Genomic DNA, 25,196 nt, shown 5'->3' with positions numbered 1-25,196 from the left:
GGTTGATGTATGGCGTCACGAAGGCTGGCAATGATACCGCAGGAAAGCGCCGGTTGGGAGTTACCTGACTGGCAGCGTCAGCAGGCGGATCTGATTACCGACCCAGCGGAGCTGTTGGCGCTGCTGGAGCTGGATGCGGCTGAGCTGCCCGGATCGCTGGCGGCAGCGCAGGATTTTCCTCTGCGAGTGCCGCGCCGTTATGTTGACCTGATCGAGAAGGGCAACCCGCGGGATCCGCTGCTGAGGCAGGTCTTGAGTGTCTCGGCAGAGCTGGAAGTGGCCCCCGGCTATGGCCCCGATCCGCTGGAAGAGGGCGACCATACGCCGGTGCCAGGGCTGTTACACAAGTATCAGGGGCGAGCCCTGCTGGTGGTGACCGGTGCCTGCGCGGTGCATTGTCGCTACTGTTTTCGCCGCCATTTCCCCTATCAGAGTCATCTGAGCGGCAAGCGCTGGGAGCAGGCGCTGGCCTGGCTGGCCGCCCGTCCGGACATCAACGAGGTCATCCTGAGTGGGGGAGACCCGCTGACCCTGACTAATCGTCGTATCCAGCAGCTGCTGGATGCGCTTGCCGAGATACCGCACCTGCGCCGCTTGCGCATCCACAGCCGCACGCCGGTGGTGATTCCCGAGCGTCTGGATGAGGAATTGCTGGCGCTGTTAAGTGCCCCGCGCTGGCGTACGGTATTGGTGTTGCATGCCAATCACCCACGGGAGGTCAGTGATTCCCTGGTGGATAGGGGGCGGCAGTGGCAGCGGGCCGGGATCACTTTACTCAACCAGAGTGTGCTTCTGGCGGGGGTAAATGATCAGCTTGAGACCCTGGTGGCGCTCTCTGACCGGCTGCATGAGGCGGGGGTGCTGCCTTATTACCTGCACCAGCTGGACAGGGTGGCGGGGGCGGCCCATTTTGCCGTCCAGGATGAGGATGCGCTGGCTTTGCACAAGGCGCTTCGTGCCTCTTTGCCCGGTTTTCTGGTGCCCCGGCTGTCCCGGGAAGTGCCTGGGGAGCCCGCCAAAACGGTTCTGGCTGGCTAAATCCCTGATCTGCCAGTCATTTGCAGACGTTTACAGTCTCGTAACGGTATCGTAAAGTCGTGTGACATAGAGCACATAAAATTAGAACTAACGATAACCAGGTAGCCTGGATGCCGCCGAGATAAGGATTATCTTCATGGAGCAACCAGCCCAAACGGTGCGGCTGAAATTGCCAGAGCAGGATTTGCCGCACCTGACTGTTGGCGCGGACCAGCCCAAGAAATTGCAGCAATGGGTCGAGGCTCTCCCCATAATGAACATGGGGGAGACGGCTCGTCAGCTGTATGAATTCATTCAGGAGCTGAACCGCCTGCAGCTGGATTCCCGACAGCGCTTTCAGCTGCTGGAGATTATCCGCCCGTCTATCTTGCTGGTCTGCGACTCCCTGCAGAAGCATTACCTGAATCAGGCGCTGGTGTTGCCGGAAAAGGCGCGGCGTGTGGCCAGCCTGGCGCAGGCGCTGCAGGGGCATCTTGCCAACGGCTACAAGCTGGTGGCTGTGCGCGGCATGCGCAAAGTGAAAGACAAGGTAGTCCGCCGCGTGGTGGCGACGGCGATCCATCGTGCGATTACCGCCCTTGGCGACACCCTGTTGCGCTGCTATCAACTCTATTTCTCTTGTCCCCGGCACCTGTGGCTGGAGCTGCATCAGCTGTATTTGCTGGCGGAAGTTAACGGCATTGATACTCTGGCTCTCCAGGAAGAAGGCGAGCGGGAGACCAATGTGCAGACGGCGTATGCAAGGTGTCTGCTCCTCTCTACTGCCAAACCCAATCAGCTCCGTCAGCAGGAACTGGCGCTGGTCTACCGTGCCACTGAAGAGTGGGCGGGGCTGGTGGCCATTCGTGAAGCCAGCAGCAGTGATGATCTGTTCGTATTCGATCTTCAGGCAGATCGTCCGCCGATTTACCGGACCCATGCTTCCCAGGTCACAGAGGGCTGGCGTTATATTGATTCCCTGCGGCTGGTAGAGGCGATTGCGGCGTGTCGTCGAGATCCGGAAGACGCGACCCTCGGACTGCCCTCTGCCATGGACGAAGGGCTGCTGGACCATTTACAGCAAGTCTGGGGTGCCCTGACCGAGCGGGCCTTCAAGCGTATGCCGGAAAGTGGAGAAATCGAACTTTGCTTTGGTCTGGTGGGCGTGCATTACTTCCTGTCTGGCCGGACACCGTTTGAGGCCATGGTTGAGCGTGGCAGCCTCTCGATTGGTGGAGAGGGCGATAACCTCTTCCTCAACAACATCCAGATTACCGCCAAAGGAAAGCAGGATGAGTCGGATCCGTGGGCGAAAGCCTATCAGTCTGACTATGCGGCGGGCGAGTCCATTGACATGGACTCATTGGCCGGCTCCAGTCGCACCGAGATCAAACTGCCTGAGAGCTATCACTGCCAGAAGGTCAATGCGAGTCCTGGCGGTTACTGCCTGTCCTGGCAAGGCAATACCCCGAGTCTGTTGCGCACCGGTGAGTTGTTGGCGTTGCGGGATCAGACCCATTCACAGTGGATGCTGGCGGTGATCCGTTGGGTGACTCAGTTACCGAATCATGGAGCCCAGTTCGGGGTAGAATTGCTGGCCCCCGGTGGCCGTCCGGTGGCGGCCCGAGCCCTGCGAAAACAAGGGCAGGACAGCGACTACATGCGGGCGATTCTGCTTCCGGAGCTCAGTGCAGTTGGTCAGCCGGCTACCTTGCTGCTTCCTACTGTCGGTTTTAATGAGGGTGTGAAGGTAGAGCTGGTTGAGGGTGGGGAAGCCTCTCGCGTACAGTTGTTACGTCGTGTGCAGGGCATGTCTGGCTTCAGTCAGTATCCGTTCCGGGATCTGGCGACGCCAGAGCCCACGAAAGTGGCGACTTCTGATAGTGCTGATGGGGATGATGATGAGCTGGATTCCATCTGGTCCAGTCTGTAATTTGAGAATGGCGTGATATTGATTTGCCATCTTTGCCGCCTTGGCGGTCTACAAGTGATAACACGGTTTGCCACTGGATCCGGCAACTCTCAAGACAGGATGGACTCTACCCATGGCGCTCGATGGCGTGAACCTGGGTTGCATCCTGTTTTTTTGTCATGACAGGGTCGTCAGGCACAATGGTAACCATGACTGAATTGTGAGTAGTGAATCAATGAGCTATGCCTTGGACAATTTGCGCCTGCTGATCGCCCATGACTCCCAGGATGAGGCCGAACAGCTGATGAATGTGCTGCGCAATGCCGGCCGGGCGACGCGGGCTCATCTTGCATTGGGTGAAGATGAGTTGCTCCGAGCACTCAAGGGCGGGTCCTGGGAGCTGATGCTGTGCAGACCGAAGTTTGGTGACGGTACCTTCGAAAAGGCTGTGGCGCATCTGAACCGGCTCGGCAAGGCCATTCCCGTTATTTTACTGGCGGATGAGTTTTCTACTGCTTCGGTCAAGGCAGGCATGAGTCAGGGTGCCCGTGCCGTGGCTCCGACCGATGACCGCGAACTTATTTCCTTGATGGTAGACCGGATTACCGAGTATCTGCGTTTGCGCAAGGAGCTCCAGCACTCCGAAATTGTTCGTCATGACGCGGAAAAGCGGCTTTCCCTGCTCATGGATCAAAGTCGTGATGCCATCGCCTATGTGCTGGATGGCATGCATATCCATGCCAACGACAACTATGTGGACATGTTTGGCTATGAAAGTGCCGATGACCTGGCTGGCGTGCCGATCATGGACATGGTGTCGGCCGCAGACCACGACAAGCTGAAACAATTGCTGCGCAGTCGTGCCCAGGATGAAAACCAGACCCAGGAGCTGGACTGCAAGGGTGTGAATACTGAAGGCAAGGAGTTTGATGCTACCTTTACCTTCTCACCCAGTACCTATGATGGTGAGGCCTGCACCCAGATCGTGATCCGGGCCTCCGGGGTGGATCAAAGCGAAATCGAAGCGCGCCTGCGTGAAATGAGTGAGAAAGACCAGGTGACCGGGCTGTTCAGTCGCAACTGGTTTATGGATCAGCTGGATGATGCAGTGGCGGCAGCTGCTCGCGAAAGCCGCCTATCTGCCGTTCTGTATCTGCGCCTCGATGACTTTGAGCACCACCAGTCATCGCTGGGCATTGATGGTGCGGATGGACTGCTCCGGGCCGTTTCTCACTGGCTGACAAGCCAGGCTGGAGAGGCGGCCCTGGCGCGTGTGGATGGTGAAGATTTCGCCCTGTTGATGCCGGTAGAAGATATCGATGCGGCAGCAGCACAGGCGGACAAGCTGCGTCAGGGGATCGAAGGTTTGATGCCAGAGGTCTCTGCGCGCACGGTTCAGGTGACCGCCAGCGTAGGTGTGTCGTTCATTCGCGAGGATGCGCGTAACAGCCAGGATTCGCTGACCACCGCACTCAAATGCTGTAATCAGGCGCAGCGAGCCAACGATGGCAAAGGGAACAGCATCAAGATCCATGACCCCATGGATGATGTGGCGGCAGGGTCTTCGGAAGCCATTGCCATGCAGCTGCGTCAGGCCTTGGAGCAAGGTGGCTTCAAGCTGCACTATCAACCGCTGATGAATCTGGAAGACGACAGCGATCACCTCTTCGAGGTGTTTGTCAGCCTGCCCCAGAAAGAGGGCGACGTGCTGGAAGCCAAGGATTTTATCCCGGTAGCGGCACAGGAAGGCATGGGCGGCAAGATTGATCGCTGGGTGGTGCTCAATGGCATGCGTGCTGCCGCAGCATTGGGGCAGCCGGTGAAGATGCTGTTCAACATCAATGGTAGCTCATTGGCCGATGCCGGGCTGGCAGACTGGATGCTCAAGGCGATGAAGGCGGCCAAGATGGAAGGGCGTAACGTCTACTTCCAGTTTTCCGAAGGGGATGCCACCACCTATCTCAAACAGGCGGCGCTGTTTGCCCAGAAGGTGCAGGCAGCGGGTTGTAAGGTGTCCATTAGCCGTTTTGGTGGCGGGCTGGATCCGTTCAAGTTGTTCGAACATATTCCCGCCAGCATGGTGAAGTTCGAGGGCTCATTTACCGAGGAGCTGTCCAAGCCGGAAGGGCGTGCCCGTCTGGCGGAGATCGTCAAGCAAGTCAGTGAAGGTGGCCGCACCACCGTGATCGGTTTCGTTGAATCCGCCGCCCAGATGCAGGCCCTGTGGACCCTTGGTGGCGTGAACTACCTGCAAGGCTACTACCTGCAAGCGCCGATGGACGTTTTGCAGATCCCGGAAACAGCGTAAAGGGCAGTGAACAGTTAACAGTGAATAGTGAACAGTTCGCGAATAGCGACTGTTGGTATTCAACAATGCAAGAGGCCGCGCCCCAAGATTGGAGCGCGGCCTCTTGCGTTTGGAACAAGACAGATCAAAACCGCGTCGCTGTTAACTATTCACTGTTAACTGCTTTTGAGCAGCTCCGCCTGGTCCTTGTCGCGCACGCCGATCAGATAAAGGATGCCATCCAGGCCCAGGGTAGAAATGGCTTGTTCGGCGTTTTGCTTGACCAAGGGTTTGGCGCGGAAGGCGATGCCTAGGCCGGCTTCGCCGAGCATGGGCAGGTCGTTGGCGCCGTCGCCTACCGCAATGGTCTGCTCCAGGCTGATGCCCTCCTGGGCGGCGATTTCCTTCAGCAGATCGGCTTTGCGCTGGCCGTTAACGATCTGGCCTACCACGCGGCCAGTGACCTTGCCGTCTTCGATTTCCAGTTCGTTGGCGTGCACGTAATCAATGCCCAGAAGATCCTGCAGCCAGCGGCCAAACCAGGTGAAACCACCGGACAGGATGGCGGTGCGATAGCCCAGTGCGCGCAGGGTGCTGACCAGACGCTGAGCACCTTCGGTGAGCTGGATGCGCTCACGCACCCGTTCCAGTGCGCCCTCATCCAGTCCCTTGAGCAGGGCGACGCGGGCGGAAAAGCTCTCGTTGAAATCCAGCTCACCGCGCATGGCGCGCTCGGTGATCTCGGCAACCTGCTCGCCCACACCGGCTTCCACTGCCAACTCATCAATTACCTCAGAGCGGATCAGGGTGGAATCCATATCAAACACCACCAGACGGCGATTGCGACGGAAGGCGCTGTCCCGCTGGAAGGCGATGTCCATGTTCTGATCGTTGGCGATATTCAGGAATGCCGCCCGCATGGCTTCTGCATTGCGGGGCTCGCCACGCACGGAAATCTCGATACAGGCGCGGCTGTCGTTGTCGTTGGCCTCACCCTCAAGATGCACCCGACCGGACAGGCGGGTGATGCTGTCGATATTGAGGTCGTTCTCTGCCACGGTGGCGGTCACATCTGCCAGTTGGTGGGCAGTAATCTTGCGTGCCAGCAGGGTAATGATGTGCCGGTCTTTGCCTTGGCCGGCCACCCACTCTTCGTAGCGATCTTCGTCGATGGGGCGGAAGCGCACATTGATATTGAGCTTGTGGGCTTCGAACAACACGTCCTTGAGGACGGCAGAAGAGTCCGCATCCTGTGGGGTTTCCACCAGAATGCCCAGTGACAGGGTGTCGTGAATCACCGCCTGGCCGATATCAAGGATGTTCAGCCGGTAACGGGCCAGAATCCGGGTAAAAGCGGCTGTCAGGCCGGGACGGTCATTGCCGGAAACCTGAATCAGGATGATCTCACGCACGCAGGGGCTCCAGGAGCAGAATTCAAACGGACGGAAGCGACAGCTCCCCGTAAAAACCGCGTAAGAGTAGCAGATATTGGGGAAGTGAAGAACGCTGGAGGCATGATGCGGCATTCCAGGAGCACAGAAGCCGAGTGCTTTCCCCGTAGGAGCGGTCGAACGACCGCTCCTACAGCGGGGTATAGCGAGTGTTGTGCTGATGATGCAAAAAGGCATCAGGCATCAGGCGTGTCTTTATAGTCAAGGCATCCCGGCCAACTCACGGTATACTCCCGGCCAGATAACAGAACCGGATGGATAACCCCCTATGTCCCTGTGGGAACAATGGCGTCCATGGATTGGCCGCCAGCAGACCCTGTTGCGTGAATTGATTCTGATGCTGCTGGCCATGCTGGTGGTGGGGATCTATTTCCTCGAACACTACTCCGCCAGTCTGGAGCAGGAGCGGGAGGTGCAGCTCAAGGCGCTGGCCGAGCAGACTGCCCGTCGTGCGGCTGAAGCGCTTGCCAGTGAAGACTCCATCAGTATCAACCTTATCGGCAGAGAGACTGTGGCATTGGCCCCGGTGGCCGGGGTGCGGTTTCTGAACCCGGAGCAGGTGCAGGTCGGGCTTTCCGGTGTGAGTGATGCTGATCTGCTGGTATCCGTGCCGGTGGCGCTTCCCGATGGTGAGCTGGCGGGCACCTTGACCCTGCTGGGGGATAATAGCCAGGCACCGCGACAGAACATTGAGGCTGGTTTCGTGCTGGCGGTGTTGTGTGTATTGCTGCTGCGTTTGGCTGTGACCCTGGTGCGCGAACGGCTGGTGCCTCCACAGGAGCCCGTTGCGCCCAGCGCCACGGTGGTGAATGCGCCGGCTGAAGAGCCTGAACCGGTAAAAGCAGCAGAGGTTGCTGTTCCCTCGGTGGTACCGGACACCCCGATTGATCTGGAAAACGTTCTGGCCCAATTACGCCTGAGCATCGTGAATTTCGATGCCATTCGTCAGCGTTATACCGAGCAGGCGGTGGATGAGGTGCTGGCAGACTATCAACGAATGCTGCGCCGTGCGGCGGCCGTTTACGGTGGTCAAGTGAGCCAGCCTGTTGGCCGCCAGGCTACGGTGGTATTCAGCCAGCAGCCGGTGTCTCAGGCCGCGTTTTCTGCCCTGTGTGCGGGGTTGTTGTTCCTGCGTGTGGTCAGGCTGCTGACCCCAATCCGCAAGCAACAGGGCAAGGTGCCGCTGGAGTTCAAGGCGTTGATGACCACGGACAAGGATGCGGATGAATCCTGGTCGCTGTGTCTGGCTGGTGTGCCGGGCAGGTTACAGGTCCCCGAGGTGCAGCTGGCCAGTACCGAGCTGGACGTGAAGGCGCTCTATCAGCCCGATCGCGCACAGGTTGCCGTAGCGGGAGATCACAAGGTGCGCCTGCAACCGGTGGAGCAGCTGGCGCACCGCTATCAAGTACTGTTGCGTACTCAGGCGGAAACGCTGGTATCCGAGGAAGAGGGCGGTTCCGGCCCAAACAGGTAGCGGTTCATGGCCGCCGCAATCGCTTTTGGCAGATCGGGAATGCCGGTGTTGCCGAACAACCGGTTAAATTCCAGGATGTAGGGGTGGCCATCCACCATGGCCACATCGAACCCCGCGTGATTGATATCCAGATAACGAGCCAATCCTGAAACCAGCGATAGCGCAGTGTCAGGCACAGGCAGGTCGGTGCGTACCCGGCCTCCCTGGCTCACGTTATTGAGGAAGCCTGACCCCTCCCGCCAGTAGCTGGCCACGATTTCGTCCCCCACTACGACAATGCGCAGATCCCGGACAATGGGCAGCAACTTCTGCACATAGAGCACAGCTTCCCGTTCAGCATAGTCGATCAGCTGTTGCCGGTTCTCGATCAGGTAGACCCCCATTCCCTGGCTGGATTTCACCGATTTGGCCACGAAGGGGAAGCTCCACTGGTCCAGAATCTGGCTGATGCCGTAGTGGTCTGATGAGGTGATCAGGGTCTCTGGTACATGTTCCGGGCAGGCCGTTTGCAGGGCGCGGGTCATTTCCACCTTGTCATGGCCAAGGTGGTAGCTGCTCAAACTGGGGAAAATGCGTTTCTTGAGCACATAGTGAAGGCTGTTGATCTGCCAGTAAGCGGGAAACAGCAGCCAGTCCGCGTCGTTCAGCTCATCGCGATGCTGATGCATGTGTTCGGGCTTGATATAGCGAACACCGGGGGTTCCCAGGGTGCGAAAAGGATCGAAGGTGATCAGCTTCACGGATGCAATCTCAGAATAGGTGCGCTGTTTTAATCCGCTTTGACTGGGCGGTCAAGAGCCCTTTGTCGTGTTTGGCTATTGGCAGGGCGGCAGCAGACCGCTAGCCTTGCCCGATTACAAAATTACGGGAGAGCTGTCGTGACGATGCCGACATTGGAAAGCGGACTGGTTCTGGTCAAGAACACTGAATCAGTCATGGAAATTACCCTTAACCGTCCGGACAAGCTGAATGCCCTGACCAGCGCCATGTATATGGATCTGGTCAATCTGCTCAAAGCAGCAGAGGAAAGCGATGACATCCATGTGGTGTTGTTCAGTGCGGAAGGTAAATCCTTTAGCGCAGGCAATGATCTGCTCGACTTCCTCAATGCTGGTGCGGGTGAAGCGTTGGGGGCGGCCACCTTTATCCAGGCGATCCATGATTTTCCCAAAGTGGTTGTTGCGGCCGTGCAGGGAAATGCAGTGGGGGTAGGTACCACCATGTTGCTGCATATGGATATGGTGGTGGCCTCTGAGGAAGCCAAGTTTATTACTCCGTTCGTGGATCTCGGTGCGGTGCCAGAAGCCGGTTCGGCCAAGCTGATGCCAGCCTGGATGGGCTACCAGCGCGCTGCACGCATGTTGCTACTGGGAGAACCCATGCTGGCCCCGGAAGCCCTTGAGGTTGGCCTGGTGGCAAAAGTGGTCAAGCGTGAAGAGCTGGAGGCCACTGCGCGGGGTTGGGCTGTGGCGTTGGCAAAGAAACCACCGCGCGCCCTGCGCGAAAGCAAGCGCCTGATGCGCAAGGCCATTAACACGCCGCTGCACGAAGTGGTCAAGGAAGATCTGGCGTTGTTCGGTGAGTTACTGCAGGGCGACGAAGCCAAGGCGGTGATTGCGGCCATGGTGAGCAAGAGTAAAGGCTAAGAGCAGTAACGAGTTTCGAGTGACGAGTTGCGAAGATAAAACATACAACCGGGTTGCCCGGCTTGGGTTTTGCCTTTCGCAACTCGCTTCTCGTACGGCACCAATGACCGGTTTTGTAGGGCGGAAATGGGCGTGAGCCCATCTCCGCCGCTGATCCCAGGATGGCGGAGATTGGCATTCGCCAATTTCCGCCCTACACAAACGCCCGCGCCTTGCCGTTCGAAGTTGGTAGCTTGCAGCTGATGTGCGAGTGACGAGGTTCGAAGTGCAAATCTGGCCGAGTTTCCGGGGATGTCAGGTTTTCGCAACTCGCAACTCGTTACTCGCTTCTAAATAACCCCCGCATCCAGCCCCGCCGCCAGATACATTCCCAGCTCCTCAACTTGACCCTCGAACGCTTCCTGCCAGTCCCCGCGCAGTACCAGTGGGTCCTGCACCCAGGTCCAGCGTAACCCGGTGACGATAGTTTCCACGGCGCGGCGGGTGCCGGTGCCGTCATGGCCGGCGCGAATGTAGAGGGCGCAAGGCAGGCCCTGTTTTTCTTCCAGTACCGGGTAATAGGTGCGGTCGAAGAAGTCTTTCAGCGCGCCGCTCATGTAGCCCAGATTCTCGGTGGTGCCGAGCAGGATGGCATCGCAGGCCATCACATCTTCAGGGCCGGCTTCCAGCGGTGCCTTCACCGTCACGGCCACGTTCTCGATATCCTCATGACCAGCACCACGGGCGGCGGCTTCGCGCAGCCGCAAGGTGTTGGGGGAAGGGGCATGGGCAACGATCAGCAGATGTTTCATGGTCTGAATCTTCAACGCGGTCGATGGGGGCAGCATATCAGCTCACCCCGGGGTATCTGTAGGTGCGTCGCTGGCGGCGCGATCCAGGGGGGCGAGTTTCGAGAAGCGAGTTTCGAAGATCAAAACCGGAAGGCGGTATTGTTAGACGGTTTTCGAAACTCGTCACTCGCGTCTAGGGTTCAACATAGTTCAACGGCAGTGCCGCCGTATCCACCACTCGCCGCATCACAAAGCTCGAATGCACCCCACTGACCCCGTCGATGCGGGTGATCTGGTTGAGCAGGAAATGCTGGTAGGCGTCGATGTCTGGCACCACCACCTTCAACAGATAATCGGCATCCTGCCCTGTCACCAGGTAACACTGCTGTACTTCCGGGAAGCTGGCCACCTTCTCCTCGAAGTTGGCGAAACGCTCCGGAGTATGGCGATCCATGCTGATCTGGATCATCACGGTCAGGTCCAGGCCCAGCTTGCGGGCATCCAGCACGGTTTCGCGTTTGATGATGATGCCGGCGGCTTCCAGCTTCTGGACTCGCCGCGAGCAGGGAGAGGGAGACAGGCCGACAGCTTCTGCCAGCTGCTGATTGCTGAGGCCGCCATTGCCTTGCAGTGCCTGCAGAATTCGCAGGTCGGTACGATCCAGTTTTGCCAGTTTAGCGCTGCTCATGGGGGATTTCTCTGTAAAGCGGGGTCTTTGCGCAATTATATTGCTCATAAGGCCGAAAATGGGTGAAGAAAGCAAGCACATTGCGCGTCCTGCGCCGTAAAGTATCTCTCGTAGGGCGAAGACGCCGACGGCCACAAGCCAGACGCCCCTCTCCGTCGCTATCGGTGCCTACCGGCGCCCTGATCGACACCCAAGATCACGACAGCATTGTTAGCCGCATCAAGCAGTATCCCTGGGAGAGCCGGTTAGTAATTCTGGGGGGCAGAGTCTGCCCCTTTTTACTTTGAGGATTCGACATGAGCTTTGATCACACCAAGTACCAGCCATTTCCTGTTATCGACAAGCCCGACCGTCGTTGGCCCGGCCAGCGTATCGAGAAAGCCCCGCTGTGGGCGGCGGTAGACCTTCGCGATGGCAATCAGGCACTGATCAAGCCCATGTCCGTGGCCCAGAAACGCACCTTCTTCCAGATGTTGGTGGAGCTGGGTTTCAAGGAAATCGAGGTGGGCTTTCCCTCTGCCAGCCAGATTGATTTCGACTTTTGCCGTGTCTTGATCGAAGAGGATCTGGTCCCCGATGACGTACATATCCAGGTGCTGACCCAGGCACGGGAAGATTTGATTGCACGGACTTTTGAATCCCTGAAAGGGGCAAAGAACGCCGTCGTCCATATCTACAATGCCACCTCGCCAACGTTCCGTGAGCAGGTGTTCAATGTGGACAAGGATGGCTGCAAGGCCATCGCCGTGCGCGCCGCCGAATGGGTACGTGACTACGCGGCGCAGCAGCCGGAAACCCACTGGAGCTTCCAGTATTCCCCGGAAACGTTCAGCGCCACCGAAACCGATTTCGCTATTGAAGTCATCGATGCGGTGAACAACGTGTGGCGTCCGGATCAGGGCCAGCGGGTGATCATCAACTTGCCGGCCACGGTGGAAGTCAGTACGCCGAATGTGTTTGCCGACCAGGTGGAACTGGTCCACGAGAATATTCAATACCGTGATGATGTGATTATCAGCGTACACACCCATGACGACCGTGGCTGTGGCGTGGCCGCTGCGGAAATGGCAGTGATGGCCGGAGCTGATCGTGTCGAAGGGACCTTGCTGGGCAATGGCGAGCGTACCGGCAACATGGATCTGGTCACCGCAGGCATGAACCTGTACAGCCAGGGGATTGATCCACAAATCGATTTCTCACGGATGAAAGAGATTGTGGCATTGGTGGAGGAAATTACCGACATCCAGACTCACCCGCGCCATCCCTACGCCGGTGACCTGGTGTTCAGCGCTTTCTCCGGCAGCCATCAGGATGCCATTCGCAAATGCCTGTCGCGCTACAAGGAAGGCGACACCTGGAACGTGGCCTACTTGCCGATTGACCCGGCCGATGTGGGACGTCGTTACGAAGAAGTGGTGCGCATCAATTCCCAGTCAGGCAAGGGCGGTGTGGCCCACGTGCTGGAACGGGATTTCGGTATCGATCTGCCGCGCTGGTTGCAGCAGGAACTGGCCAAGGTAGTACAGAAAGATGCGGAAGAGGATGGTGGTGAGATCACCAGCGAGAGCGTGCACCGTCGCTTTAACAGTGATTACCTGAGTGTGCCCATGGGCTGGACCTTGCGCTCCTACGATCTGAATCGCAGCAATGATCATGTGCAGGCCCAGATCAGCATTGGTGATAACGATCAGACAGTCACCTTGTTGTCAGGCCGTGGTGACGGTGCCATGTCGGCTTTGGTCGAAGCGTTGAATCGTCAGATTGGCAGTGAAGTGAAAGTGGTGTCCTTCGATGAGTACTCATTGGGCGACAGCACCGAAGCCAATGCCATGGCCTGTGTTCGCGTGCAGGTGGGCGAGACCATACAGAGTGCGGTCGCTACAGCGGCGGATACTACCGCTGCGGCATTGCAGGCGATTCTGTCAGCGGTAGGCCGAGTTGAGAGAGGCAGTGAACAGTTAACAGTGAACAGTTAACAGCGAACCCCCCTCGCGGCTTCCTGGTTGTCTTTCTGTGGGAGCTTGCCTGCAAGCGATTTCGGCTAGCCCCTTCGCTTGCAAGCAAGTTATTCGCTTCGCTCACCCCTTGGGGCCGCACTGCGTGCGTTACTCCGCTGCGCTACGTTCCCACAGCATTTTGATTTTCGAAACTCGAAACGGCGTTATCCCAAAAACTGCCCCAACACCCTTCCCAGCAGATTGCGGGCATCCTCGAACCGTTGCGTGTCACCCAGCAGTGATTCCCTGTCTTCCACCCAGGTTCCGGCTGCCAGATCCTCGGGGCAAGCAGCGCAAAGTGCTTTGGCATTCTCATGTGCCAGCTCCAGATGAAACTGCAGTGCCAGCACATTATCGCCATAGCGAAACGCCTGATTCGGACAGCCTTCGCTTTCCAGCAAATGCACTGCCCCTTGGGGAATCGCAAAGGTATCGCCATGCCAGTGCAACACCGCCGGTTGGTTGGCAAATAACCGGCCAATGCTGTCGGTGCTGCCTTGCCTGGTCGGGCGCACCGGGAACCAACCCACTTCTTTTTCAGGGTTCGCGGTTACCTCTGCACCCAGTACCCGCGCGATCAGTTGTGCGCCAAGACAAATGCCCAACACTTTCTTGCCGCTGGCGATAGAGGATTTGATCAGCGATTTTTCCGCCGCCATCCAGGGAAACTGATCATCATCATCGGCGCCCATGGGGCCGCCCATGACCACCAGGGCGTCGATCTCTTCCACGTCAGGAAGGGCATCACCCTGAAACAGGAGTGACTGGCTGATCGTCATGCCCCGTTCACGAAACCAGGTTTCCATGGCGCCGAGTTGTTCGAACGGGACATTAGAGAGGTAATGAATGCGCATGGAAATCCTTTCCTCAAAATGCAGCTGCAAGTTTCAAGCTACAAGTTACAACGCGGATTAGTGGTGGAGTCGGTGTATCGCCGTGCCCGCGCACAGATATCGTTTGTTCGCGGACTCGGCATATCAAACCCTGAAGGCGTATTCCGCGTTGTGACTTGAAGCTTGTAACTTGCTTCCCGGTTACAAATACACCGCCTGAAAGCTGGCGACGGGCTGGTCTTTATCATCAAACAACGTCAGCAGCTCGCCATCAATACGATAATGATCGGTTTGATTCAGCGCCTGATGGAATAACTGTTCGAGCTCCAGGGCAGGGCAGGCCATCTCGGTGCTGGTCAGGGATGCAAAGCGGACAGAGGCATCGTCCTGCTGATAATCCGCCTGGAAACTGTTGCAGCCGCCGTTACCTCGGGCTTGCCCATTATTGAGCGTGATAAAGGGGACGTTGCCATTCTCCGGAACGTCCACTGCCTGTTCGCCAAGGTGGCTCAGCATCCAGCGCGTGTTGGTCAGCTCTGCACTGGGAAGCTGGCAATTCTGCATGTCGCCACGCCCTTCAAGGGTAAAGCTTTCGACCGAAATGGCAGCCTGGGTAGTGCCTTCCTGTTGCCCGGGAATTTTTTTGCGCAGGCCGCTGATGACCGCAATACGAGGTTGTTCCGGGTAGGCCATGTCCTTGCGGATATCGGCAATCAGGCTCTCGCCCTGGGGGCCACTGACCTGCAGGCGCTGGTCACTATTACACAAGGTAAAAACCGCTTCGCCGGCCCGCCAGACCAGTGCGCCGCGAAGGGTTTCGCTGTCATTCATGAGCGGGTCCATGGGCAGGGTGATGCTGTCAAAGCCTTTCCCGTGGCGACTCAGTTCGGTGCTGGCCGATTGGAAGTAGAGCCCGCCGCCGGCCAGGATCTGGCTGCTGATCTGGTACTGCGCGTCGTCCTTCACCGCATCGGCAGGGTAGTAGAGGCGGAAAGGAAAATGGCTGCTATCTTCGTTGAGGCGGATCACCCTGCGCAGCACGATCTGGTCGTCCGAGAGTAGCGTCACCGTCAGGACTGCCTGTTCAGGCAGCTGCGCGTTCTCCGGTAGCTGAACCTGGCCGCTCAGAAAACCGACTGCGGCGGGGTGCTTTTGGAACTGGCCTGAGAGCTGAAACGCAGCGGCATCGTTATTCTCGCTGGTTTCACTTTCGTCATCGCCGGTCTCGTCATCACTGGCCGCCGGCTCACTGGAAAGGGGAGTCAGTGTCAGCGTATCGCCGTCAAGCTGACCACTAACCTGACGTTGTTCAACGCGCAGGGCATTACTGTCCAGATAGCGGAAAGTGAATTGGTCGTCCTGTTGTTCCCAGCTCAGGCCTTGGCGCAGGTCGTCGCTGGGCAGATAGAAGTCGCCGTTACTTTCCATTACCAGCATGAGCTCGTCACTGGCCCAGACGCCGCTGAAAGGATGTTCACTGCTGGTTGCTGTGGCAGGTGGGGCAGAATCGGGTTCCGGGTCGCTGCAGGCGGAGAGCGCCAGAACCGCGGAAAGGAGGAGAAAGGCATACTGCTTCATTGCGAATTTCCTTGTTCGGGCATGGCGTCAGTGTCTGCTGGGCTGGCCATGCCGCTGTTATTGTCTGCTACGGGTGCCGGTTCTGATGCCGTCGGGCTATCCGGGGCCTCTGGCGAAAGGGCCTCGCTGACGCTGTCTGTTTCGGCGGGGGCGTTGGCATCAGGAATGACCAAAGGCGGTAAAGGTACATCAGTGGGGTCGGGGATGGCCACCAGTCGCATCTGACCCAGAATCCAGTCCGCCCGCTCGGTCACATAGTCAGAGGGGCCACGAAAATCGTATTGATTGGGCCGTGGCAGCATGGCGGCCAGTTGCGCCGCTTGTAGTGGTGTCAGGTCCGCTGCGCTGACATGAAAATAGTGGCGGGCAGCGGCTTCAGCCCCATAGATCTGGTGTCCCCATTGGGCCACGTTCAGATAGAGCTCCAGAATACGGCGCTTGCTCAGGCCCGTTTCCAGCATGAGCGCAATGATCGCCTCCTTGCCTTTGCGCAGGTAGGAGCGGTCGCCGGAAAGGTAAAGATTCTTGGCCAGCTGTTGGGTGATGGTGGAGCCCCCGGCCACCGGTTTGCCGGCTTCCAGATTGCGTTTCAGGGCATAACGGATGCCGGGCCAGTCAAAGCCGCCATGGCGGGTAAACTGGGCATCCTCGGAGATCAGCACCGCTCGTTTAAGGTAATCGCTGATCTGGTCGTAATCTCGCCAGTAATACTGCACCTGGCCCTGCTCTTTGGCACGGTCCATATAGGCGCTTTGCTGCGGGTTATGGTGTTGCAGCCACAGTACCTGCCCCAGGTACCAGAGCGGGTAAAGCGCAGCCACCATGACCATCAGTGCGAGCAGTTTTGACAGTCGTTGTCGGCGTGTCATCGTTAGTTCGGCATGAGACCGAATCTCTCCATAGCGTGGTGGAATAACAGGCCCCAATTGTCGGCGAAAGTTCCATTCTTGTCAGGTGGGGCTGGTATTGTCGTGAAGACTGTTCAAAAAATGCACGGGCGAACAATAATAATCACCGGATACTGATCATGGGGATTGTGGGGATCCTGGCGATAGCGGCGGCGGTGCTACTGCTGCTCTGGTTCTGTCGCGCCTGGTGGCGCCGACGGGACTCGGCTGACGACGCCGGCTATCGACTGGCGGTACATCACACCGGCGTGGGTATGGCCATGCTGTCTGCCAAGGGGGACTGGCAACACTGCAATCCTGCCATGAGCCGGCTATGCGATCAGCCACGGGCACAGTTGTTCCAGCGCCCGTTCACCGACCTGTTTTACCCTGAAGATATCGCGGGGCTGGTGTTGCCGGAACCGGGGTGCTCGGTGAGCCTGAATCTCCGGTTGCGGGCAGGGGAACAACCTCGTTGGGTGCGCCTGACGCTGACCGGGATTGCAGAGGGCAAGGGCCGCTTGCTGATGGAACTGGAATCGACCCAGGCAGCTCATGATGCCCGTACCGAACTGATCAATCAGCAGCAACGTCTGGCGCGGGAAAGCGAGCATTTGCGGGTCACGCTGGATGCCATTGCCGATGCCGTGATCACCACCGATGCCTGCGGTGCTATTACTTTCATGAACCCGATGGCCGAAGCCCTTACTGGCTGGACTGATCAGAATGCGGTCGGTCGTCCGGTGGATGAGGTGCTGGTGCTGGTGGAGGATGCCACAGGCGCCCGCCTGCCCAGTCCGGTCAATGAAGCGCTGCAGGGCATTCACGTGTGTTTTCTGCGTGAGGGCAGCCGTTTGCGCAGCCGTGATGGCTCCTCCTACGAAATTCAGGATACCGCGTCGCCGTTAACGGCAGATGATGGTCGTCTGGTGGGCGCAGTGGTGGTTTTCAGAGATGTCAGCAGTCACAAGGCCATGGAAAAGGCGCTGGATTATCAGGCCACCCATGATGCGCTCACCGGATTGACCAATCGGGCCGGTTTCGAACTGGCCCTGAAGCGCGCCTTGAGTGATGAACGGCAAGAGTCGGCCATCCTTTGTTTCATCAATCTGGATCGCTTCAAGGTGGTCAACGACACTGCGGGCCATATTGCCGGCGATGCCCTGCTGCGCGAGTGCGCCGGCGTCATCGGGCGGCAAATTCGTGATAACGATGTGCTGGCCCGGCTGGGTGGTGATGAATTTGGTTTGTTATTGCGTCAGTGCCCGCTGGGGCGGGCTCGTAACATTGCAGAGCGTTTGATCGATGCTTTGAATGCCATCCGCTTTGACTGGGAATCGGCGGTATACGATATCGGTGCCAGTGTGGGATTGGTTGAGCTGGATGCCCAGGTGACCACCGTGGAAGAGGCCATGAGCCGGGCAGATGTGGCCTGCTACGCCGCCAAGCATCGTGGACGCGGGCAAGTTATGGAGTACACAGCGGAAGACAGTGATGCCTCCCGGCGTCATCTGGAGCTGCAAATGGTGGCCAGTCTGCGGGAGTCTCTGGAGGCCAACCGGTTTGTCCTCTATGCGCAGGAGATTCGTGCCATGGCGACAGAAGATGAGCCGGGACATTACGAAGTGCTGCTGCGCCTGCGGGGCCGGGATGGTGAAATCATCAGCCCCGGTGCTTTTATTCCGGCTGCCGAGCGTTACCAGATGATGCCGCACATCGATCGCTGGGTATTGCGCCAACTGTTGCTGGAGCGAGGAGAGGAACTGGCCGGGATCACAGGGCTGAATCTGGCCATCAACCTGTCGGCCACCACCCTGGATGATCCGGGCTTCCTCTCCTATCTGGAGAGGTTGCTGGCGGAAACTCCCCTTGAAGCGCAGCGGCTGACCTTTGAGATCACCGAAACCACGGTGGTGAACCAGATGGGGTCAGTGAGCGAGGTTCTGATCTGGTTACGGGATCAGGGCTGCAAAGTGGCGCTGGATGATTTTGGTAGCGGCTTCAGTTCCTTCAACTACCTCAAGCACTTCAAGGTGGATTACCTAAAGATCGATGGCAGCTTCGTGCGTAACCTGGTGCGCTCCAGCGTGGATCACACCATCGTGGAATCCATCAATGAAGTGGCCCACCGGCTGGGCATCCAGACGGTGGCCGAATATGTAGAAGACGAAGCCCTGATTCCTCTGCTGCGGGAAACCGGTGTGGACTTTGTGCAAGGCTATGCCATTGGCCTTCCCGAGCCGCTGGATGCCCTGTTCAAGCGGCACCGCCAACCCCGAGTCAGCAACGCCCATCCTCCGCTGCATTGAGCTACAAGCTGGCGCTTCGATTGGGAAAACCCGAAAAGTGCTCGACTTCCCAAGCCACAAGGAACGGGCGCTTCCTTTGCCCTCCGCCAAGGCATCGCGGCGGAACCGCCGCTCCCACAAAAGCAGCACCCCCGCCAAGGAACTCCCCCTGTGGGAGCGGGCGTTCGACCGCGATACCGCGTTTCAATCGCGCCCAGGCACATCGCGGCGGAGCCGCCGCCCCACAAAAACAGCATCCCCGCCAGGGCGCTCTCCCTGTGGGAGCGGGCGTTCGACCGCGATACCGCGTTTCAATCGCGCCCGGGCACATCGCGGCGGAACCGCCGCTCCTACAAAAGCAGCATTCACGCCAGGGAGCTCTCCCCGTGGGAGCGGGCGTTTGCTATGCCCTCCGGGTGCGACCGCGAATCGACCGAAGGGCGATCTGGCGTCTGCAGATCGTGAGTCCGGAGACAGAGCAGGCGCGGCTTTAGGAGCGGTGGTTCTACCGAGAACGCCTTGTGCTGTCGCTTGTAGCTTGTCACGGAGTTGTTAGGTATTCCCTATCACCACCATAAAGACTTTCGAATTTACCAATCGGTGGCTTTTTCGCATTCTAGGCGTCGCACAAGCAAACAAGCCAACCTAGGAGTCTTAACGACATGGCACAGATCAATACCGAGATCAAACCGTTCAACGCTACCGCATTCAAGCAGGGCGAGTTCGTCGAGATCTCTGACGCAGACGTAAAAGGCAAGTGGGCTATCTTTTTCTTCTATCCGGCCGACTTCACCTTCGTTTGCCCCACCGAGCTGGGCGACGTGGCTGACAAGTACGAAGAGCTGCAGCAAATGGGCGTTGAAGTGTTCTCCGTGTCCACCGACACCCACTTCACCCACAAAGCATGGCACGACACCTCCGACACCATCGGCAAGATCAACTACTACATGGTGGGCGACCAGACCGGCACCATCACCAACAACTTTGGTGTGATGCGTGAAGGCCAGGGTCTGGCAGACCGCGCCACCTTCCTGGTGGATCCGGATGGCATCATCCAGGCCATGGAAATCACTGCCGAAGGTATCGGCCGTGACGCTGACGACCTGATGCGCAAAGTAAAAGCCGCTCAGTACGTTCGCAACCATCCCGGCGAAGTGTGCCCGGCCAAGTGGAAAGAAGGCGAAGCCACCCTGGCACCTTCCCTGGACCTGGTCGGCAAGATCTAAGCCCGACTTCGGTCTGCTGTCCCGGCGGGATCGCCGGGGCAGCCCCTCTCCAAATGTTTTGTCACTGATTACTTAATTCACGTTAAGGGAAGACTCATGCTCACGAATGAAATTTTGCAGGCTCTCAAGGGCTACGCCGCCAACATGCAGAAGAAAGTCACTTTCGTGCTGCAAAGCGGCTCCCATAGCAAGCGCGACGAACTGGTGAAATTCCTCTCCGACATCGCCGGTGTCAGTGACAATCTGGCGTTCGAAGAACGTGATCTGGGCGGCACACTGCGCAGCCCGATTTCTTTCCTGCTGGAGGCTGACGGTGAAGACACCGGCATCCGCTTCTCGGGTATTCCTGCAGGCCACGAATTCAATTCCCTGGTTCTGGCGTTCCTGCATGCATCAGGTACCGACATCAAGCTGGACGACAGCCTCCAGCGCATGGTGGCCAATGTTCAGGGCGAGATGCACTTTGAAGTGTTCATCAGCCTGAGCTGCCACAACTGCCCGGACGTGGTCCAGGCGCTCAATCAGTTCGCGCTGCTGAGCCCGAACATTACCTCTGAAATGATCGACGGTGGTCTGTACCAGGATCTGGTCAACCAGCGTGACATTCAGGGTGTGCCCAGCGTGTACCTTAACGGCGAGCTGTTTGCCAACGGCAAGGTGACCGCGGCTGAGCTGATCGACAAACTGATGGCCTATGAGCCGACCATCGCCCAGGCTGGCGCTGGTGAAAAACTGCCGCTGCAGGACGTGACCGTGATTGGCGGTGGTCCTGCCGGTGTGGCTGCGGCCATCTACAGTGCCCGTAAGGGCCTGAAAGTGACCCTGATCGCCGACCGTATCGGTGGCCAGGTGAAAGACACCATGGATATCGAAAACCTGATCTCCGTGAAGAAGACCACCGGCCCGGAACTGTCCGGTGCGCTGCAGGCGCACATGAATGAATACGACGTCACCGTGAAGGAACACCTCAAGGTGGCCCGCGTCGAGAAGGGCGAAATCAAGAAGGTGGTGCTGTCTTCCGGTGAAGAGATCGACACCAAGACGGTCATCGTCGCCACCGGCGCCAAGTGGCGAGAGCTGGGCGTGCCCGGCGAGAAAGAAAACGTGGGCAACGGTGTGGCCTACTGTCCGCACTGTGATGGCCCCTTCTTCAAAGGCAAGGACGTGGCGGTGATCGGTGGCGGTAACTCCGGTATCGAAGCGGCACTGGATCTGGCCGGTATCGTGAAGTCGGTAACCGTGTTCGAATTCATGCCCGAGCTGAAAGCCGACAAGGTGCTGGTGGACAAGGCGGAAGAAAAAGCCAACGTCACCATTCACAAGAATGTGGCCACCCGCGAGATCAAGGCCAGCAATGGCAAGGTCAGCGCCATCGAGTTTGTCGATCGCGCCACCGAGGAAGTGAAGGAGCTGCCGCTGGAAGGCGTGTTCGTACAGATTGGCCTGGTGCCCAATAGCGAGTTCCTGGGCGATGTGGTGTCCCGGACCCGCTTTGGCGAGATCGAGATCAACGAGAAGTGTCAGACGTCTGAAGAAGGTATCTACGCCTGTGGTGATGTGACAACCGTGCCCTACAAGCAGATCGTCATCAGCATGGGCGAAGGCGCCAAGGCATCACTGGCTGCGTTCGAATACCTGATGACCCAGGGCGACCGTTTGGAAGCCCTCTACAACGACGAGCAGCAGGAAGCCGCCGTCGCCTGACCCGCTGGCGCTCACCAGCTGTAAAAAAAAGCCACCGCATTTGCGGTGGCTTTTTGGTTTCAGGAAAACAACACACTTCATGCAACACGCAACCTGCAATCAACCTAAGGCGTGCCGCGCCTCTCTATGGGAACGGTCGTTTGCTATGCCCTGTTGGGGCGACCGCGATGCTTGCTTCGATGAGCTCCATCGCGGTGGAACCACCGCTCCCACGGTTGGTGAAATCAGATCAGTTGGCAGCGGCCCCGGCGTTGGTGATCATCCACATGTAGAGCATGTTGTCGATCATGTTTTTCTGGTCTTCAAAGGGGATATCCATACCAAAAAGTGTGTCAGGGTCATAGGGGTCGATAGAATAGGCCATGAGTTCATCGTAGCGTTTTTCCTTGTCGCCCTGGGCAACGACATCAATGCCTTCCATGATGCCCGAAGTGGCGGCAAGCGCCACAATGAGAATAGGGCCCGCTACCGAGCCGGCAGCGGCACTGGCACCGGAACCGCCGGTGATTGCGCCGACTGAGCAAGCGACTGAGCACAGCGCAGCAGCGCTGCTCTGTGCAGCACTCAAGGTGGCTGCAGCTGAGGCCGCGGCGGTTGCGGTTGTCGCCGCGGCAAGCCCGGCTTCAGCCGCGACGATGGCCGCTCCCGCACTGGCAATGTTAGCGGCGAGGGCTCCGGAAAGCGTAAAGCCTGCCGCAATCGTTCCTGCTGTGGTAACCGCCGCTACGCTGCCAGCCACACCGGCCTGCCAGGTGCGGACACTGGGAGGTTGTTTGTCCAGATACAGATCGCCCACCCGGGCTGCGCCTTCATCCACAAAGTCTGGCGTGCTGGGGGCACCTAACAGTCCCTCCAGCGATGAGCCAGAGTAATTCTGGTAGAACAGTTCTTTTTCCGCGGTAGCAGCTCCTTGCCAGTGCGTAACAAAATCGCGGGAAAAATGCAGGAAGCGCCGCTCGAAGATAGCCCAGGCATCCTGCTGAGCTTGTGTCATCGAAACAGGATTACTCTTGTACTGCCAGAACAGATCCATGGCTTCCTGAATCAGGGAGACATAAAGCACATCCGATTTGTTGGCGTAATAGGCAAGACGTTCGCGGCGGATACCATACTCTGCGCTGGCCAGTGAAAGGAAAAGGGTATGGCCTTCCTCCACCTGTTGCCGTTCGCTTTCGTAAGTGGCGGTGAGCTCTGCCAGTTCGTCCTCCAGCCGTTGTCTCTCGCTCTCGTCAGGGGCTGCGTCCATCAGGAGATTGTAATGGTTGAGCTGGATATCCTGCAGGTTGTCCAGTTCTGCCAGCATGGCCTGGAAACTGACAAGGATCTGTCCCTGAAGACCTGGGTCTTCCAGTTTTTCCAGAAAGGCATCCAGCACCATGTCGTAAATGGGATCATCAGGCTCAATCCCCATCTTGTAGAGGCTTAGCTCGCGTGGGCCCTTGATGGTGATTTCTGTTGGCTGCTCAGCCAGAACGTCCAGATCCAGGCTGTCAATAAAACGGACTGCTGCAATGTCAGTGTAGTCGGCTCCGCAGAAGAGGGAATCCAACAGCGTACACCAGCTTAGTATGGAATCTGATTCTGTTCCGGGAGGGGGAGGGAGTTCAGAGGTTTCTAGCTCGCCATCCCCGCTGAGTGCGGTTTGATAGTTGGTGTTATTCAGTACTTCAGAAATCAAGGCCAGATAACTGTCGCCGTCTTTGGGAAAATCCAGATAGGCAAGGTTATCCAGATTCCGCTGTTCAGGGGTGGGACCGATGACCGTGTAATCCCTGTTCAGATCAGAAAGGCGTCTGGCCAGGTTGGACAGGTTTGCCTCAATCTGTCCCTGTTCGTAGATAAATGCCAGGCCTTCCAGGTTCATGCTGGCGCTTTTACTGACAAGCGCCCAGTAACGATCCCCATAATTCAGGCCAATTTCCTGCTTGCTGTTCCGGCCTGGGTCGCCTTTGACGCCGGCAGGGCCGGTTTGCCCTGTCGGGCCGACAGGTCCGGCTAGCCCCTGGGGACCGGTGGGCCCCTGTGTGGTATTGAGATAATCGATACGATCCGCAATCAGTGCGCTTTGCTCGTCAATTTTTTCCTGGATGCACAAAAACTTGTCGTCGGCGGTTTCGCAAGGGTCAGACAGCGTGGCCGCATAGGCGGACAGGCAGGCGGCCATCAGGGGTATAGCGAGTATGAAGTTTTTCATTGGTCTGCCCACGGTTCGCCATAAGTCTTGATGGAAACCGCCAACGCAATCAGGGCGGTGAGTTTTTCTTCCAGCTCGGCAATCTTCGCTTCATCCTCACTGAGGGTGCCTGTGTCGCGATCCCCCCAGCCATTGTTGAGTTGAGACACCATGGTTTCTACTTCATCGCGGGTGTAATGCTCGCCTTCCTCACCGGTGGCGCCTTTGGGGCCCTGGCTGCCAAGGTTGCCCTTGGGGCCTTGTGGTCCAGCTGGCCCCATAGTGCCCGGAATTAATGTGATATCGGCCGCTTGCCCGGACAAAGAGGCGAGTAACGCTTTGGCGTCGGTTACCTGTTGCTCCAGTGCCTGGAGGGTGCCGGATAGGGAATTCAGCAGCTGGGCGATCTGGTCGAGCCCCGGCTGAAGCGCAGGCAGTTCACGGCAGGCGGCCACCTGCTCGGCGCTTAGCGTTTCCAATTCTTCCAGTGCGCTGTAATTCAGCTCGGGGGTGTCGGCGATCTGCTGCTCGATGCGCACGCGAAGGGCGTCACACTCTTTCAGCAGGTTGGCATGGGTAGCCAGCTGAGCCTGGTAATCACCGGATACCTGATCCACCACGATGGAGGAAGGGCCTGCTTGTGCGCTGGCTTCCAGCTCTAGGCTTTGCAGGCTGCTGTTGATGGCGTCACTCAGCGCATCGGACTGACGCTCGATCTGATCAACTTGTTGGCCCAGTTGGCTGGTGGTGTTGTCGCTGCTACTGCCGCCACAGGCGCACAGCAGGCCAGTCAGGAAAGATAGGGCAATCGCTCTCATAGTCCGGCCCCCCCTTCGACGCTGGTGACCTCGGCTTGCAGTGTGTCGGAAAGGGAGAGGGCTTTCTGATAACGTGCATCCGTGTTGTTAAAGCGCTCCTGTACACCGCTCAGCCACTGCTCGGTCAGCGGCAGTTGGGTATAGAGCCAGTCCAGGCTGTTGTTCACATAGTCCCGATCCGTCTCGGAAAGGCTGGTGCCGCCCACTGGGCCCTGGTCTCCCTTGACACCGACCGGCCCGGGGTCTCCCGGTTCTCCCTGCGGCCCCTGCGGGCCTTGAGCCCCCTGAATCAATGCGGTCTGATCCGGCGATTCACGCAGGGCGACCAGTTCGTGATAGGTGTTGAGCAGTTCCTGATAGTGATCTTCCCCGGCGAGCACTGGCGTAGATGCCAGTGTGCCGAGCAACAATCCCCACAAGACGCGATGCAGGCGCATGGTGCCCCCC

The 25,196-nt window shown here is 58.2% G+C and carries 19 protein-coding genes; 9 read left to right on the top strand and 10 right to left on the bottom strand.

The features are described 5' to 3' along the window. The first annotated feature begins 9 nt into the window (after positions 1–9). The 3 genes from epmB (at position 10) to Y5S_RS07990 (ending at position 5,237) form a co-directional block, all read left to right on the top strand. Positions 10–1,038, top strand: a complete 1,029-nt coding sequence (gene epmB, locus Y5S_RS08000; protein WP_231552653.1) for an EF-P beta-lysylation protein EpmB — start codon at positions 10–12, stop codon at positions 1,036–1,038. Between the two features lie 136 nt (positions 1,039–1,174). After that, on the top strand, positions 1,175–2,950 hold the full coding sequence (locus Y5S_RS07995) for a hypothetical protein (RefSeq protein WP_035232042.1): 1,776 nt from the start codon (positions 1,175–1,177) through the stop codon (positions 2,948–2,950). Between the two features lie 214 nt (positions 2,951–3,164). Beyond that, positions 3,165–5,237, top strand: coding sequence for an EAL domain-containing response regulator (locus Y5S_RS07990; RefSeq protein ID WP_035232040.1), 2,073 nt, complete (start codon positions 3,165–3,167; stop codon positions 5,235–5,237). Between the two features lie 155 nt (positions 5,238–5,392). Here Y5S_RS07990 and serB read toward each other — a convergent pair whose 3' ends face one another. Next, positions 5,393–6,628 carry a phosphoserine phosphatase SerB gene (gene serB, locus Y5S_RS07985; RefSeq protein WP_035232039.1) on the bottom strand — a complete coding sequence of 412 codons (1,236 nt, stop codon included), beginning with the start codon at positions 6,626–6,628 and terminating at the stop codon, positions 5,393–5,395. Positions 6,629–6,935: 307 nt separating this feature from the next. Here serB and Y5S_RS07980 point away from each other — a divergent pair, with 307 nt between their 5' ends. After that, positions 6,936–8,141, top strand: coding sequence for a hypothetical protein (locus Y5S_RS07980; protein ID WP_035232037.1), 1,206 nt, complete (start codon positions 6,936–6,938; stop codon positions 8,139–8,141). Here Y5S_RS07980 and Y5S_RS07975 read toward each other — a convergent pair. After that, the gene (locus Y5S_RS07975) at positions 8,087–8,881 is read right to left on the bottom strand and encodes an ATP-grasp domain-containing protein (protein ID WP_035232035.1); all 795 of its coding nucleotides are present in this window, start codon (positions 8,879–8,881) and stop codon (positions 8,087–8,089) included. The genes Y5S_RS07980 and Y5S_RS07975 overlap by 55 nt on opposite strands. A 144-nt stretch (positions 8,882–9,025) precedes the next feature. Here Y5S_RS07975 and Y5S_RS07970 point away from each other — a divergent pair, with 144 nt between their 5' ends. Continuing rightward, positions 9,026–9,787, top strand: coding sequence for an enoyl-CoA hydratase-related protein (locus Y5S_RS07970; RefSeq protein ID WP_035232033.1), 762 nt, complete (start codon positions 9,026–9,028; stop codon positions 9,785–9,787). 329 nt (positions 9,788–10,116) lie between these two features. Here the strand turns inward: Y5S_RS07970 and Y5S_RS07965 are convergent, their stop codons facing one another. Then, positions 10,117–10,578 carry a flavodoxin family protein gene (locus tag Y5S_RS07965; protein WP_035232231.1) on the bottom strand — a complete coding sequence of 154 codons (462 nt, stop codon included), beginning with the start codon at positions 10,576–10,578 and terminating at the stop codon, positions 10,117–10,119. 172 nt (positions 10,579–10,750) lie between these two features. Then, positions 10,751–11,245, bottom strand: coding sequence for an Lrp/AsnC family transcriptional regulator (locus Y5S_RS07960; protein WP_035232031.1), 495 nt, complete (start codon positions 11,243–11,245; stop codon positions 10,751–10,753). 296 nt (positions 11,246–11,541) lie between these two features. On the opposite strand from Y5S_RS07960, the gene Y5S_RS07955 reads away from it, so the two are divergent. Then, the gene (locus Y5S_RS07955) at positions 11,542–13,221 is read left to right on the top strand and encodes a 2-isopropylmalate synthase (protein WP_035232030.1); all 1,680 of its coding nucleotides are present in this window, start codon (positions 11,542–11,544) and stop codon (positions 13,219–13,221) included. A gap of 185 nt (positions 13,222–13,406) precedes the next feature. Here the strand turns inward: Y5S_RS07955 and Y5S_RS07950 are convergent, their stop codons facing one another. The 3 genes from Y5S_RS07950 to mtgA all read right to left on the bottom strand — a co-directional run bounded on the left by Y5S_RS07950 (position 13,407) and on the right by mtgA (position 16,522). Further along, positions 13,407–14,096 (bottom strand): type 1 glutamine amidotransferase, encoded by a 690-nt coding sequence (locus tag Y5S_RS07950; protein ID WP_035232029.1) that lies wholly within the window; start codon positions 14,094–14,096, stop codon positions 13,407–13,409. Between the two features lie 180 nt (positions 14,097–14,276). Further along, a complete protein-coding gene (locus Y5S_RS07945) occupies positions 14,277–15,653 on the bottom strand; it encodes an META domain-containing protein (protein ID WP_035232027.1) in 1,377 nt (458 codons plus the stop codon). Beyond that, on the bottom strand, positions 15,650–16,522 hold the full coding sequence (gene mtgA / locus Y5S_RS07940; RefSeq protein WP_081939707.1) for a monofunctional biosynthetic peptidoglycan transglycosylase: 873 nt from the start codon (positions 16,520–16,522) through the stop codon (positions 15,650–15,652). The genes Y5S_RS07945 and mtgA overlap by 4 nt, the downstream gene beginning before the upstream one ends. 158 nt (positions 16,523–16,680) lie before the next feature. Between mtgA and Y5S_RS07935 the strand changes: the two genes are divergently transcribed. The 3 genes from Y5S_RS07935 to ahpF all read left to right on the top strand — a co-directional run bounded on the left by Y5S_RS07935 (position 16,681) and on the right by ahpF (position 21,758). After that, positions 16,681–18,849, top strand: coding sequence for an EAL domain-containing protein (locus Y5S_RS07935; RefSeq protein ID WP_052041467.1), 2,169 nt, complete (start codon positions 16,681–16,683; stop codon positions 18,847–18,849). 641 nt (positions 18,850–19,490) lie between these two features. After that, complete coding sequence (ahpC, locus tag Y5S_RS07930) at positions 19,491–20,054, top strand: alkyl hydroperoxide reductase subunit C (RefSeq protein ID WP_035232025.1); 564 nt, start codon at positions 19,491–19,493, stop codon at positions 20,052–20,054. Between the two features lie 96 nt (positions 20,055–20,150). Further along, positions 20,151–21,758: an alkyl hydroperoxide reductase subunit F gene (gene ahpF, locus Y5S_RS07925; RefSeq protein WP_035232023.1), complete on the top strand. Its 1,608-nt coding sequence runs from the start codon at positions 20,151–20,153 to the stop codon at positions 21,756–21,758. Between the two features lie 229 nt (positions 21,759–21,987). Here ahpF and Y5S_RS19125 read toward each other — a convergent pair whose 3' ends face one another. The 3 genes from Y5S_RS19125 to Y5S_RS07910 are packed head-to-tail and all read right to left on the bottom strand — an operon-like array spanning position 21,988 to position 25,186. Next, the gene (locus tag Y5S_RS19125; protein WP_156107651.1) at positions 21,988–23,952 is read right to left on the bottom strand and encodes a collagen-like triple helix repeat-containing protein; all 1,965 of its coding nucleotides are present in this window, start codon (positions 23,950–23,952) and stop codon (positions 21,988–21,990) included. Further along, positions 23,949–24,749: a collagen-like triple helix repeat-containing protein gene (locus Y5S_RS19120; protein ID WP_052041465.1), complete on the bottom strand. Its 801-nt coding sequence runs from the start codon at positions 24,747–24,749 to the stop codon at positions 23,949–23,951. The genes Y5S_RS19125 and Y5S_RS19120 overlap by 4 nt, the downstream gene beginning before the upstream one ends. Beyond that, complete coding sequence (locus Y5S_RS07910; protein WP_035232018.1) at positions 24,746–25,186, bottom strand: collagen-like triple helix repeat-containing protein; 441 nt, start codon at positions 25,184–25,186, stop codon at positions 24,746–24,748. The genes Y5S_RS19120 and Y5S_RS07910 overlap by 4 nt, the downstream gene beginning before the upstream one ends. Positions 25,187–25,196 lie beyond the last annotated feature (10 nt).

It is taken from the genome of Alcanivorax nanhaiticus, assembly GCF_000756665.1.
GTDB classification, from domain to species: domain Bacteria; phylum Pseudomonadota; class Gammaproteobacteria; order Pseudomonadales; family Alcanivoracaceae; genus Alcanivorax; species Alcanivorax nanhaiticus.
The sequence above is the reverse complement of the archived record's forward strand: the minus strand, read 5'-3'. Positions and strand labels throughout refer to the sequence as shown.